The following is a 12,738-nucleotide window of genomic DNA, read 5'->3' as shown; positions in this document are numbered from 1 at the left end:
GTACGTCTCCTCACTGTCGCTGTCGTGGTCGCGCACCGGGGGCCGGATCGGCGGTGACGCGACCGGCCACGACCAGTTGGCCGAGTGCCAGTCCTCCGTCGTTCGGCGGAACCAGGCGGTGGCGGAGGACGGTGAAGCCGTCCCGGCTCAGGGCACGCGCACAGGCCGAGGAGAGCACCGTGTTGGCGAACACTCCCCCGGTCAACGCGACGGTCTCCACGCCCCGTTCGGCGCGCGCCGCCCTGCAGACCGTGTGCACCAGGTGGGCCACCGCGTGGTGGAAGCGGGCCGCGACGAGCGCCGGCGGCGTGCCGCCGCGCACGTCGTCGGCGGCCGCGGCCAGCAGCGGTGCGGGGTCGAGGGACAGCGGACCGCCGGGTCCCGACGCCACCGGGCGGAAGGCGTAGCGCGCGTCGCCCTCCGCCGCCGGCGCGCGGAGGGCCGCGGCCTCCAGCGCGACGGCCGCCTGCGCCTCGTGACCGGCGAGGTGGCAGACGCCGGTCAGGGAGGCGACGGCGTCGAAGAGCCGGCCCATGCTGGAGGTCGGCACGCAGTTCAGCCGGCGGGCCAACTGCTGTTCGAGCAGCCGCAGTTCGTCCGGCGGACAGGCCGCCACGCACGGCAGTGCGGGATCGGCCGGGAGGCCGGCGGCGTGCAGGTGCGCGAGGGCCATGCGGTACGGGCGGCGGACCGTCGCGTCCCCGCCGGGGAGGGGAACGTAGGCCAGGTGCGCGAACCGCGAGAACCCCGCGTAGTCCGCGAGGAGGAACTCGCCGCCCCACACGGCGCCGTCGAGCCCGTGACCGGTGCCGTCGAAGGCCACGCCGAGGACGGGGCGGCTGCCGTCGAGGCCGTTCTCGGCCATGGCGGCGGCGACGTGCGCGTGGTGGTGCTGCACGGGGACGACCGGGCGCCCCGCCGCGTGCCGGGCGGCCCAGCGGGTGGACCGGTAGGCGGGGTGCCGGTCCGCCGCCAGCAGGCCGGGCATCACGCCCGTCACCGACTCCAGCTGCCGCTCGGCCGCCGAGAGGGCCGACTGCGTCGCCAGGGCGTCCATGTCGCCGATGTGCGCGGACAGCCAGGCCCTGTGGCCCTGGCCGAGGCAGAAGGCGTTCTTCAGGTCCCCGCCGACGGCGAGGGTGGGGACGACCTCCACCGGCAGGGTGAGCGGCAGCGGGGCGTAGCCGCGGGAGCGTCGCAGGACGAGCTCTGCGCCGTCGCAGACGCGTACGACGGAGTCGTCGCAGGGGACGTGGATGGGCCGGTCGTGCAGCAGCCAGGCGTCGGCCAGGCCGGCGAGCCTGGTCAGCGCGTCCGCGTCCTCGGTGACGATGGGTTCGCCGGAGAGGTTGCCGCTGGTCATGACCAGGAGCCGGGGCCCCCGCGGTTCGGCGGCGCCGAGTCCGAGGAGCAGGTGGTGCACCGGGGTGTACGGGAGCATGACGCCGAGGTCCGGACTGCCGGGTGCCACCTCCGGCGCCGGGACGGCCCCGGGACGTGGCGGGGTGTCGCGGCGTCGCAGGAGGACGACGGGTCGGGCGCGTCCGGTGAGGAGTTCGCGCTCCACGGGGCCGAGGTGCACCAGGGGCTCGACGTCCGCGATCTCCGCCGCCATCAGCGCGAACGGCTTGTCCCCGCGTGCCTTGCGGCGGCGCAGTTCGGCGACCGCCGCCGAGTTCGTGGCGTCGCAGGCCAGGTGGTACCCGCCCAGCCCTTTGACGGCGAGGATCGCGCCGGCCGCGAGCATCCGCCGGGCGGCGGTCACCGGGTCGGTGCCCGGCTCCGCCGGTGTCGGCCGGCCCGGTCCGGCGACCAGGCGCAGTCGGGGACCGCACCTCGGGCAGGCGACGGGCTGCGCGTGGAAGCGGCGGTCCGTCGGGTCCTCGTACTCCCGGGCGCAGTCGGGGCACATGGGGAAGCCGGCCATGGTCGTCTGGGCGCGGTCGTAGGGAAGACCGGTGACGATGGTGAACCGGGGGCCGCAGTGGGTGCACGTGACGAAGGGGTGCAGGTGTCTGCGGTCGGCCGGGTCGGCGAGTTCCGCGAGGCAGGCCTCGCAGGTGGCGGTGTCCGGCGGGACCAGGGTCCGGACGCCGCCGTCCTGACGGGAGGGGACGATGGTGAATCCGCTGCCGCCACTCGGGGCGACGTCGGTGGTCTCGACGGACTCCACCCGGGCGAGGGGCGGCGCCTCGGGTGCGATGCGGGCGCTGAACGCGGCCACGTCGGCGGGGGCTCCCTCGACCTCGGCCACGACGCCGTCGGGGGTGTTGGTGACGTGGCCGGTCAGGCGCAGACCGGTGGCGAGGGCGTGGACGTAGGGCCGGAAGCCCACGCCCTGGACGACTCCGCGCACGACGACGCGGTGGCGCAGGGCGTTCGTCGGCGGTGCGGTGCCCGGTCGTACCGCGGTCACGCGCCGGCCTGGGCCATCACGGGGGTGTGGAGGTCGGCGCCCTCGGCCGCTGCCAGGGCCCGGTCGAGCAGCGTTCCGGCGCCCCGGCCGTCGCGCGCGGAGGTCAGGAGGACCTCGACGCCCGGGTTGACCTGCTCCACGTTGCGCCGGAAGGCCGTCTCGTCGAACTCCGCGGCCGCGGCCAGGTCGGTCTTCGTGACGACCACGAGGTGGGCGAGGCCGAAGGCGGTCGGGTACTTGAGGGGCTTGTCCTCCCCTTCGGTGACCGAGGCGAGGACGACCCGGAGGGATTCGCCGAGGTCGTAGCCGGCCGGGCAGACGAGGTTGCCGACGTTCTCCACGAACAGCAGCCGGGTCGCCTCGGGGAGCCAGTCGTGCAGGTGCCGGGCGACCATGTCGGCCTCCAGGTGGCACAGGCCGTCGGTGTGCACCTGTTTCACGGGCACGCCCGCCCTGGCCAGGCGTTCGGCGTCGTTCTCGGTGGCCAGGTCGGCGGTGAGGGCGGCCGTGCTGACGCCCCGTTCGACGGACAGCCGCAGGGTGCGCTCCAGCAGGGCGGTCTTCCCGCTGCCGGGGCTGGAGAGCAGGTTGATCAGCGTCGTGCCGCGGGCGGTCAGTTCGGTGCGCAGGATGCCGGCCGCGGCATCGTTCCTGGCGAGGATCGCCCGCTGGAGGTCGACTACTCGGCACATGATCGGCTCTTCTCGGTGGTGGGTTCGCCGCGTGGTGCGCCGGTCGCGGCAGGATCGGTCCAACGGACCTCGCGGATCCGCAGTTCGCGCCCGGAGACGAGTTCGACGGCGGCTCCCCCGCAGCCGGGGCAGAGCAGTCGCGGTGGCATGCCGACCTCCCAGACCTGGGCGCAGGGTTCGCAGCGTGCCGTGCCCGGGACCGTGTGCGTGATCAGTTCGGCGCCCTCGACGAGGGTTCCGGCGCAGGCGAGTGCAAAGCAGAAGTGGAGCGAGTCGGCGACGATGCCGGCCAGTTCGCCCACCTCCAGCCGGATGCTGTCGACGCCGCCGGCACCGCGGGACCTCGCGGCCGTCTCGACCTGGTCGACGACAGCCAGCGCGACGGACATCTCGTGCATCGCTCTCCGTCCCGGGCGGGGGGTGTCTCTGGGCCGCCATTACAGGACGGAAGGGCCGTGGGGCGCCGTCCGGCTCGCCGCGAGGGCGCGCGGGTGTCGTCCGTTCGGTGCAGTCGGACCGCGCGCCGGCGCCCCGGGAGGGGGCGCCGGACGCGGTTCCGTCCTCCGGGGGCGGGTCACATCCTGCTGATGCGCAGGTAGCGCTGGAGGTCGGGGAGCACTTTGAAGAGGGCCAGGGCGGCCAGGGCGGCGGTGACGGCGATGGCGGTGGTACCGATGACGTGCTTGCTCATGGTGCTCTCCGTGTCGGGCTTCGTACGGCGGCTTCCTGGCTGACCAGTTCGGTCACCATGCGGACCGCCTCGGGCACTGCGGCGGCGACCTGCGGGCTGAGTTCCACGCCCTCGTCGAGGCAGGCGGGTTCGCAGCCGACGACGAGGATCCGGCGTGGCGGTGCGGCGCCCGTTCCCGCGCACAGGGTGTCCAGCAGGGCGAGGACGGCGTCGGGTGCCATCCGGTGGCCGTCGAGGGGCACGGCGTGGGGGTCGGCGCGTCGCTCGTCCGGCGCGGTGGCGTCGATCAGGTAGAGCGTCCCCGGTTCGCCGCCCCGTGCGGTGGCGTCGACGAGGACGAGGGTGTCCCAGCCGTCGAGGAGCCGGTAGGCCAGGTGGACGCCGCGGATCCCGACGTCGGCCACCTCGACGTGGGGCGGCAGGTGCTCCCGGGCGAGGAGGCGCACGGTCTCGACGCCGAAGCCGTCGTCCCCGAGGAAGACGTTGCCGACGCCCGCCACGAGGGTGCGCGGGGCGGGACGGGGCTCGGGTTCGGTCACGCGTCCTCCAGAGCCTGGACCTCGTCGGGCTGGAAGTAGAGGAACCGGCCCTGTTCGCGGCGGATGTCGGCGCCCGGATCGTCCTCCAGGGTCACGGCGATGTGCACGCCGCCGTCGACGTCGTGCAGTACGGCTTCGACCAGGGCGCTGCGCCCGTCCACGAACAGGTCCTGGGCGTCGGTGCGGCGCAGCCGCGGACGCAGGCGCACCCTGCTGCCCGCACGCACGGCGTGTCCGTCGACGAGGACGTGGTCCCGGGCCGGATCGACGGTCGGGTCGCCCGCCGGGTCCCACCAGGGGGTGTCCGGTACGAGGAGGTCGGCGCCCGGGTGCGCTCGGGGCCCGGTGACCTCGCGGAGGCTGCGTACCGCTCCGTGCAGGCGCTCCAGCACCTCCTGGGGCATGGTGTCCGCCAGGTCGATCACGGCCGCGGCGCGTGCGTCGGTCCCCCGCGCCTCACGCTTCTCCTCGTCCGTGAGGGCCGCGGTGCGCAGCGCGAGGATCTCGTCGATCTCGGTGGCGTCGTAGAGGGCCCCGGGGCTCTCGGGCGCGATGGCCGGGTGGTCGTCGAGGATGATCGGCGAGGAGAGCACGAGATCGGCGCGGCCGGGTTCGCCGGCCAGGACGGGCCAGGTGTGCCGGTTGTCGCACGCGGCGACGGCGCCCCTGGCCCATTCCGGCGGGTCGGTCATGGAGAGGAAGGATCCGGCGTCGAGGCGGAGCAGGGTGTGCGTGGCGACCAGGGAGTGCGCCAGGGCGGCGTGCCGGTCGTCGGCCGGGAGGGCGTGCCAGCGGCTGCTGTTCTCGACCGTGACGGACAGCCGCCGGACGCGGTAGGGGCCGTCGAGTTCCGCGGCCGAGATCCGCAGGGTGCCGCTGATCTCCTCGCGGCGGCGCACCAGTCTGCCGCGCGGGCGCCCTTCGGCGTCGGTGACGTCCTCGGTGTCCTCGGCGGCGGGGCGTGTGAAGGGGACGGTGGTGCCGTCGCCGTCCAGCGCCCCGACGGGGACGGTGAGGGCGATCCGCTCCTCGACGCCCTCGTCCCAGGTCGGCAGGACCCGGTCCACCAGGCGCAGTTCGGCGACCGGCACGTAGGTCCCGTCGTCGCGGAGTGCCTCGACGGTCCGCCGCTGGACGTGCAGGAAACGGACCTCCAGGGCGAGCTCCGCGCCGGGCCGGGGCTCCATGAGGCACGCGGTGTGCTGCCGGGAGTGCTCCCCGGCGGCGCTCCAGGACGGGGGGACGAGGACCCCGAACTGCCAGCGGAACCTGTTCTTCGCGGCCGACGCCCGGTAGGGGTAGAGCACGTACCCCTCGAAGAGGACGGCGTCGGCGACCTGCCGGGCGACGGCGAACCGTGCCTCGGTGTCGGGCGGGAAGACGGCGGTGGTCATGATGTCCTCTCCCCCGCCCCTTCGAGCAGGGCCTCGACGGTCGCCTGCCAGGACGGGAGGGCCCGGCGGGACCGGTAGGCGAGCAGGGCGTCCATCGCGTCGCCGGGCAGCCGGATCCAGCCGCAGCCGGGGAAGTGCTGGTCGATCATCTCGCGCCAGATCTTCACGGGCATGCGGTGGGCCACCTCCTTGTCCCAGGGCACAGGCTCGACGTGGAAACCGCCGGCGCCCGTGAAGGCCGTGCCGGAGAACAGCAGGAGCAGCGGCACCTCGCCCTCGGACAGTGCACGGAAGTAGCGGGTGGCGGCGATGTCGGTGTCGTAGGTGCAGGGCACGACGAGGTCGGTGTCGATCTCGCCGGTGAATCCGGGGACCATCACGGAGACCTGGGCGAACTGGACGGGGTTGAGGCTGCTTCCCCACCGGGCGCGTTCGCCGAACAGGTCGCCCAGGGCCTCGGCCTCGGCGTCGTCGTATCCGCGCCGGGCGGGTTCGATGCGGATCTGGCAGCGGAGCGCGAGGGCGTGCACCCGGGTGCCGGGGGTCGCGGTGATGCGCAGCCGGAAGACCAGCGTCGGTCCGGCCGCGTAGGCGTCGGCCCGGACGCCGGTGCAGGCGAAGGAGAACTCGGTCACGCCGGGCTCCCCTGTGCCGTGCGCGCCGATCCGCGGACGCGGGCGAAGACGGCGTCGAGGTCGGATCGTGCCTCCGCGCCCCCGTCGAAGCCCTGCCAGTGCAGCCTCATGCGACCCACCAGTTCGTAGCAGACGTCGATCGGCACCAGGAAGCATTCCGTGCGCCCTTCGTGACGGCGCAGCAGCAGCGCCTCCACGTCGGGTCGGAGGAGGTCGGCGAGCCCGGTGGCGTGCCGCACGGACTGCCAGGCGGGGTCCTCCAGTTCGCTCTCGGTGGCGCCGGCGGGGCTCGGGTAGAGCGCCACCGCCCGGTCGAGTGCGGAGTTGTGGAAGAGGAAGGCGACCGAGACGGGAATGCGCAGCGCCTCCCACACCGTGTCGTCGACGCGGTGCTCCGGGTCGGCGAGGTGGCGGTCCGGCACGGCGCGGAACCGGCCCCGCGGTGCGGCCGAGCCGTCCATGAGCTGTGCGCACGGGCCGCAGGCGCAGACCAGGGCCCGCTTGTCGATGTCCGCCAGGTGGCGGTGGCCACCGTCGGTGAGCCGGGCCCCGCACAGTTCGCACCGCTCCTCGCGGGGTGGGCGCGGGGTGGTGAAGCGCCGCAGGCCGGTGGGGGCGGTGCGGGCCCCGGTACCGGTCGGGAGCCCGGTCACGAGACGTCGCCCGGGGCGAGGGCGCCGGTGCCGGCGTGGGGCGGACGGGCTCCGATCTGCAGCAGTGCGGGTTCGCGCGCTCCCGCCGGTTCCAGTTCGACGTCGGTCACTTCGGGGGCGAAGCACGCGAGGGCGTCCAGCGCCGCCTGCCGGGTCGCTTCTCGGGTGCTCGGGCAACCGCAGCCGGAGGAGGCCTCGACGCGCAGGCTCAGCACCCCGCTCGTCGCGTCGAAGCCGCCCTTGGCCACGACGTGCGGCAGGCCGGACAGGGCCCGGTCGATGCGGGTGGGCAGTTCCTCCGGGTGCAGCCCGTGCAGGTTGAGCAGGCTCGCGACGAGTTCGTCCGCGAGCAGTGCGCCGAGGGGCTCGGCGGCGGGCACGGGGCCGGGGCGCCCGAGGAGCTCGACGACGCGGGCGAGCCCGCTGCCGTAGAACTCCATCAGGACGCGTACGACGTCCTCGGCGGCCCCGACGGCGTCGGCGTCCCCCTTCTCCGCCAGCCGGTCGAGGACCTCCTCGACCCGCCGGCCCGCCTGTTCGGCGGTGACGGCGCTCATCCGCCGAGACCGCTCAGGCCGGTGGGCACGTGCATCGCCTTCACCGTCCGGCCGTTGCCGGTGTACATGTGCACACCGCACGGCAGGCACGGGTCGAAGCTCCGTACGGCGCGCATGATGTCGATGCCCTTGAAGTTCTCGGGCGGGTTCTCCTCGAAGATCGGGGTGTTCTGCACGGCGTCCTCGTAGGGGCCGGGGGTGCCGAACGTGTCCCGGGTGGAGGCGTTCCAGGGCGTGGGCGGGTACGGGTGGTAGTTGGCGATCTTGCCGTCCCGGATCACCATGTGGTGGGAGAGGACGCCTCGGACGGCCTCGGTGAAGCCGACCCCGATCGACTCGTCGGGCACCTCGAACTTCTCCCAGGTCTGGGTGCGTCCGGCGCGGACCTCCTCCAGGGCCTTCTCCGCGCTGTGCAGGGCGACGGCCGCCGCGTACGCCTGGAAGTAGGTCCTTGCGCGGTTGCGCTCCAGGGCGTTGCTCCACTGCGGGATCTTCCACTCGAAGGTGGTCTCCGGCTTGGTCAGCGTCCGGGGGAGGTTGATGACGACGCTGTGCCCGGTGGCCTTGACGTAGCCGATGTCGACCAGGCCGGACAGGGCGGTCGACCACAGGCGCGCGATGGGGCCGCCGCCGGTGTCGAGCGCCAGGTGGTCCTTCCCGTCGAACCACCGGGGGGACATCACCCAGCTGTACTTGTCGTCGAAGTTCCGCTTCTGCGGGGCGGGGATGGTGTGCTGGTTCCAGGGGTGCCGGGGGTCGACGGGGTTGCCCAGCGGGTCGTGCGTGACGAACTGCTCCTGCCCCTCCCAGTCCTCGTAGTAGGAGCTGCCGAGCAGGATGCGGATGCCGAGGTTGATCCGGGTGAGGTCGTTCGTCACGAGCTTGCCGTCGACGACGACGCCAGGGGTGACGAACATCCGCCGGCCCCAGTCGGTCATGTTGGCGTACGTGAAGTCGCAGTACTCGGGGTCGTTGAGCGCTCCCCAGCAGCCGAGCAGCACGCGCCGGCGGCCGACCTCCTCGTATCCGGGCAGCGCTTCGTAGAAGAAGTCGAAGAGGTCGTCGTGGAGCGGGACGACCCGCTTCATGAACTCCACGTAGCGCATCAGCCGGCTGAGGTAGTCGGTGAAGAGCTGTACGGACGCGACGGTGCCGACGCCGCCCGGATAGAGCGTGGAGGGGTGGACGTGACGCCCCTCCATGAGGCAGAACATCTCGCGCGTGTAGCGGCTGACCTGCAGCGCCTCGCGGTAGAACTCGCCCTCGAGGGGGTTGAGGGAGCGCATGATGTCGGCGATCGTGCGGTAGCCGTGCTCGGCCGCGTGCGGGGCCTCGGTGCGCTCGGCGAGTTCCAGCACCCCGGGGTTGGTCTCGCGGACCATCTTCTCGCAGTAGTCGACCCCTACCAGGTTCTCCTGGAAGATGTTGTGGTCGAACATGTACTCCGCGGACTCGCCGAGGTTGATGACCCACTCGCCGAGATGCGGAGGCTTCACGCCGTAGGCCATGTTCTGCGCGTACACGGAACAGGTGGCGTGGTTGTCGCCGCAGATGCCGCAGATGCGACTGGTGATGAAGTGCGCGTCGCGCGGGTCCTTGCCGCGCATGAAGACGCTGTAGCCGCGGAAGACGGAGGACGTGCTGTAGCACTCGGCGACGCGCCGCTGCTTGAAATCGATCTTGGTGTGGATGCCGAGACTGCCCACGATCCGGGTGATGGGGTCCCAGGCCATCTCCACCAGTCCGCTGCCGTCCCCCGTCGTCTTCGCCGGAGATGCCATGGTCTGTGCGATGCCCTTCCGTCGGTTCTTCGCGTTCACGAGAAGTGGGTGGGTGAGAGGGTTTCCTCTTCGAGGGGCCCGGTCACCAGGGGGGCCGGTACCCGGTGCTGATCCGGTCGCCGGTGTGGCGCCACTTCGGCTCCTTGTCCACGGTCCTGGCGGTGATGGACCGCAGCCGGCGGATGACGGAGCCGTACACGCCGCTGGCGGTGCTGGAGACCCTGGCTCCGGGCGGCTCGTCCATGAACGGCATGAACTTGTCCGGGAACCCGGGCATCGTGCAGGCGATGCAGATGCCGCCGACGTTCGGGCATCCGCCGATGCCGTTCATCCAGCCGCGCTTGGGGACGTTGCACTTCACGACCGGCCCCCAGCAGCCCAGCTTGACCAGGCACTTGGGCGAGTCGTACGAGGTGGCGAACTGGCCCTGCTCGTAGTAGCCCGCGCGGTCGCACCCCTCGTGCACCGTCGCTCCGAACAGCCAGGTCGGGCGGAGCTTGTCGTCCAGCGGGATCATCGGCGCGGAGCCGGCGGCCTGGTAGAGCAGGTACGTCAGGGTCTCGGCGAAGTTGTCCGGCTGGATGGGACATCCGGGCACGCACACGATGGGAATCCCCGCGGCGGACTTCCAGTCCCACCCGAGGTAGTCCGGCACGCCCATCGCGCCCGTGGGGTTGCCCGCCATGGCGTGGATGCCGCCGTACGTGGCGCAGGTGCCGATCGCGACCACCGCGAGCGCCTTGGGTGCCAGTCGGTCGATCCACTCGCTCGTGGTGATGGGCTGGCCGGTCTCCGGGTCGTCGCCGAAACCGCACCAGTACCCCTCCTGCTTGATGGCCTCGTTCGGGATCGAGCCTTCGACCACCAGCACGAACGGGTCGATCTCGCCCCGCTCCCCCTTGAAGAACCACTCGATGAACGTGTCGGCGCCGCCGACCGGACCGCACTCGAAGTCGATCAGCGGCCAGTGGACCGCGATCTTCGGCAGTCCGGGCAGACCGGCGAGGGCGATCTCCTCGATGCTGGGCTGCATGGCGGCGGTCAGGGCCACCGAGTCGCCGTCGCAGCTCAGGCCCGCGTTGATCCAGAGGATGTGGATCGGCTTCTCGTCTGTGCCGACAGCGGCGCCCCGGTCCTCGGCCTGGGCCTGCGTGCCTGCGTTCATGCGTCGCCTCCTGGGGAGGATGGGGCAGGGGCCTTCGGGCCCCGCGTACGTGTCAACGGTCGGCCGGACCGCCCGCGCCCGCACCCCGGGCGTCGGGGGATCCCGCGGTCTGCGCCTCCTTACGGACGAACGCCCGGCGCAGCGCGTGGTAGGGCGCGGTGGGGTCGTCGAAGATCGCCCGCATGCGGCTGAGCTCCTGTTCCCGGTGGGCCGCCAGGGGTGTCAGCGCCTCCCTGGCCTCGTGTTCCGCCTTCTTCGCCGCCACGCGCGACGCGATACCGGGGTGGGAGGCCAGCCGCGCGGCCAAGCGGGTGATCTCGGCCGTGAACTCCCCCGGCCGGCATTCGACGACCCGGTCGACGAGTCCCATGCTCCGGGCGGTTGTCGCGGAGACCGGCCGGGCGCCCTGCGTGAGGCGCTCCGCGAGGGCCGGCCCCACCTTGCGGGGCAGGGTGTGGGTCCAGTACTCCGACCCGTACAGGCCCATGCGCCGGTAGTGCGGGTTGAGGACGGAGCCCGACCGGCACCAGACCTCGTCGGCGGCGAGGGCCAGCATCACCCCGCCCGCGGCGGCATTGCCGCCGATCGCGCTGACGACGAGCCGGTCGGTGGTCGTGAGCACCGCCTCGACCAGGTCGTTCATGGCGTTGATGTTGGCCCAGGACTCGGCGGCGGGGTCGGCGGCGGCCTCGATCACGTTGAGGTGGATGCCGTTGGAGAAGAAGTCGCGCTGTCCGCCGAGGACGAGGACGGAGGTGGGACGCCGGCGGACGGTCTCGTAGGCCTTCAGCAGGCGGCGGCAGTGGTCGGTGCTCATCGCTCCACCGGGGAAGGAGAAGGACAGCACGCCCAGGGCTCCCCGCTCCCGGTAGCTGATGTCGGACCAGGTGCGGCCCGACGTCGGCGCGTGGACGGGTGCGGGCCGCTCGGGAAGCTCCGGGAGCCGCCCCGCGAGCGCGAGGGCCAGCGTGGCCGGCAGCTTGCAGGCGCGGTCCTCACCGGATCCCGTCCGGGCGCGCAGCTCCGGGATCCACACGGCGCCGTCCCCCGTGGCGCGGCAGATCGCACCTGCTCGGGTGGCCAGCAGCTCGCCGGGCCGACCGCGCAGGCCGTCCTCCGCGTGGCCGCCGTGCAGGAACCATCCGGCCCCGAGGAGCTCGTCCCGGACGCCGGGCTGCGAGTCGGCGGCGCGCAGGGTGCGCAGGACCGTCTCCGTGTCCTCCTCCCAGGAGATCCGGCGCTGCTCCTGGCGGACGTAGGGCCGGGTACGGACCGGTCCCGTCTGCGGGCGCGGCGCGGCTCCGGCGGCGAACCGCTCGACGGCGAGGTGCACGGCGGTCATGGCGGCGTCGGACAGCTCGTTCCGGTACAGGTCGCTCTTGCCCACCTCCGGGACGCGGAACGCGACCGTCGCCCAGACGTCGCCCGCGTCCATCTCCTGGTTCGCCTGGAGCACGGTCACGCCCCATTCGGCGGCGCCGTCGTGGACCGCCCAGTCCAGCGAGGACGGTCCCCGGTCGCCCACCGGCCCCGGATGCACGATCAGGCAGGGGCGACTCGACCAGACGTCCCTGGGCACGACGGTCTTCAGCATGGGGGCGAGGACCAGGTCGGGATCGCTCCGCCCGACGGCGTCCCGCACGGCCGCCTCGTCGGGCGTGACCTCCACGGAGACGGCGTGCCCCCGGTCCTGCAGCTCGGCCCGGGCCCGCTGGGTGAGACTGTTGTAGCTGCTTGCGATGAGCAGGATGCGCATGGCAGCCCTTCCGGGTCGTGGTGGAGGCCTCGCGCCGGGGCGGCGGGTCGGGGCGCGGCCCCAGTGATCGTCGGGCCACCGTGGGCGGCGAGCGCGGCGACGCATCCCTCGCCTCACTCGATCGAGACCCGTTTCCCACCACTTGGCGGCAGACCGCGCCACTCCCGGTGATCCGTGCCTTCCAGGGTCCGGCCACCGGGACCGGCGGACAGGACCGTCGTCGGTGCTGCTCGCATCGCCGCGGTCGCGGCCCTGCCGGGCTGCCTCCCTCGGAGGCGTCGGAGGGGGGAGGCAGCCGCGAGGAGGAGCCAGGGGAGGCGACCGGGGGGAGGCGACCGGGGGGAGGCGACCGGGGGAGGCGACCGGGGGGGGTGCCTCTATGTCTTTCGTCAAGCGAGGCGTGGGGTTCTGGGTTCGTAGAAGGTGCCGTCGCGGAGCATCGCGAAGAGCACGCTGATG

11 protein-coding genes are annotated in these 12,738 nt (G+C 73.1%); all 11 read right to left on the bottom strand.

Annotated features, from left to right (window positions below; translation table 11 throughout):
* Positions 1-10: 10 nt before the first annotated feature.
* The 11 genes from hypF to AB0M16_RS32675 all read right to left on the bottom strand — a co-directional run bounded on the left by hypF (position 11) and on the right by AB0M16_RS32675 (position 12,279).
* Positions 11-2,416 carry a carbamoyltransferase HypF gene (hypF, locus tag AB0M16_RS32725; RefSeq protein WP_365349487.1) on the bottom strand — a complete coding sequence of 802 codons (2,406 nt, stop codon included), beginning with the start codon at positions 2,414-2,416 and terminating at the stop codon, positions 11-13.
* Positions 2,413-3,108 carry a hydrogenase nickel incorporation protein HypB gene (gene hypB / locus AB0M16_RS32720; protein ID WP_365349485.1) on the bottom strand — a complete coding sequence of 232 codons (696 nt, stop codon included), beginning with the start codon at positions 3,106-3,108 and terminating at the stop codon, positions 2,413-2,415. The genes hypF and hypB overlap by 4 nt, the downstream gene beginning before the upstream one ends.
* A complete protein-coding gene (locus AB0M16_RS32715) occupies positions 3,096-3,506 on the bottom strand; it encodes a hydrogenase maturation nickel metallochaperone HypA (RefSeq protein WP_365349483.1) in 411 nt (136 codons plus the stop codon). The genes hypB and AB0M16_RS32715 overlap by 13 nt, the downstream gene beginning before the upstream one ends.
* 289 nt (positions 3,507-3,795) lie before the next feature.
* Positions 3,796-4,338 (bottom strand): hydrogenase maturation protease, encoded by a 543-nt coding sequence (locus AB0M16_RS32710; RefSeq protein WP_365349481.1) that lies wholly within the window; start codon positions 4,336-4,338, stop codon positions 3,796-3,798.
* Positions 4,335-5,732 (bottom strand): hypothetical protein, encoded by a 1,398-nt coding sequence (locus tag AB0M16_RS32705; protein ID WP_365349479.1) that lies wholly within the window; start codon positions 5,730-5,732, stop codon positions 4,335-4,337. Before AB0M16_RS32705 ends, AB0M16_RS32710 begins: the two co-directional genes overlap by 4 nt.
* The gene (locus AB0M16_RS32700; protein WP_365349477.1) at positions 5,729-6,367 is read right to left on the bottom strand and encodes a DUF6084 family protein; all 639 of its coding nucleotides are present in this window, start codon (positions 6,365-6,367) and stop codon (positions 5,729-5,731) included. Before AB0M16_RS32700 ends, AB0M16_RS32705 begins: the two co-directional genes overlap by 4 nt.
* Positions 6,364-7,020: a DUF5947 family protein gene (locus AB0M16_RS32695; protein ID WP_365349475.1), complete on the bottom strand. Its 657-nt coding sequence runs from the start codon at positions 7,018-7,020 to the stop codon at positions 6,364-6,366. The genes AB0M16_RS32700 and AB0M16_RS32695 overlap by 4 nt, the downstream gene beginning before the upstream one ends.
* Positions 7,017-7,577 carry a hypothetical protein gene (locus AB0M16_RS32690; RefSeq protein WP_365349473.1) on the bottom strand — a complete coding sequence of 187 codons (561 nt, stop codon included), beginning with the start codon at positions 7,575-7,577 and terminating at the stop codon, positions 7,017-7,019. Before AB0M16_RS32690 ends, AB0M16_RS32695 begins: the two co-directional genes overlap by 4 nt.
* A complete protein-coding gene (locus AB0M16_RS32685) occupies positions 7,574-9,358 on the bottom strand; it encodes a nickel-dependent hydrogenase large subunit (protein ID WP_365349471.1) in 1,785 nt (594 codons plus the stop codon). Before AB0M16_RS32685 ends, AB0M16_RS32690 begins: the two co-directional genes overlap by 4 nt.
* An 82-nt stretch (positions 9,359-9,440) precedes the next feature.
* A complete protein-coding gene (locus AB0M16_RS32680) occupies positions 9,441-10,523 on the bottom strand; it encodes a hydrogenase expression protein HypE (protein WP_365349469.1) in 1,083 nt (360 codons plus the stop codon).
* Positions 10,524-10,575: 52 nt separating this feature from the next.
* Positions 10,576-12,279: an enoyl-CoA hydratase-related protein gene (locus AB0M16_RS32675; protein ID WP_365349467.1), complete on the bottom strand. Its 1,704-nt coding sequence runs from the start codon at positions 12,277-12,279 to the stop codon at positions 10,576-10,578.
* Between the last annotated feature and the right edge of the window lie 459 nt (positions 12,280-12,738).

Origin of the sequence: Streptomyces sp. NPDC051921, from assembly GCF_040680975.1 — a bacterium.
Classification (GTDB): Bacteria; Actinomycetota; Actinomycetes; order Streptomycetales; family Streptomycetaceae; genus Streptomyces.
Note: the sequence above shows the minus strand (reverse complement) of the source record. Positions and strands in the feature narration are given on the sequence as shown.

Coding starts and splice junctions, on each gene's coding strand:
- hypB (WP_365349485.1), bottom strand. CDS start 3,108: ATGTGCCGAGTAGTCGACCTCCAGCGGGCGATCCTCGCCAGGAACGAT.
- AB0M16_RS32715 (WP_365349483.1), bottom strand. CDS start 3,506: ATGCACGAGATGTCCGTCGCGCTGGCTGTCGTCGACCAGGTCGAGACG.
- AB0M16_RS32705 (WP_365349479.1), bottom strand. CDS start 5,732: ATGACCACCGCCGTCTTCCCGCCCGACACCGAGGCACGGTTCGCCGTC.
- AB0M16_RS32690 (WP_365349473.1), bottom strand. CDS start 7,577: ATGAGCGCCGTCACCGCCGAACAGGCGGGCCGGCGGGTCGAGGAGGTC.
- AB0M16_RS32685 (WP_365349471.1), bottom strand. CDS start 9,358: ATGGCATCTCCGGCGAAGACGACGGGGGACGGCAGCGGACTGGTGGAG.
- AB0M16_RS32680 (WP_365349469.1), bottom strand. CDS start 10,523: ATGAACGCAGGCACGCAGGCCCAGGCCGAGGACCGGGGCGCCGCTGTC.
- AB0M16_RS32675 (WP_365349467.1), bottom strand. CDS start 12,279: ATGCGCATCCTGCTCATCGCAAGCAGCTACAACAGTCTCACCCAGCGG.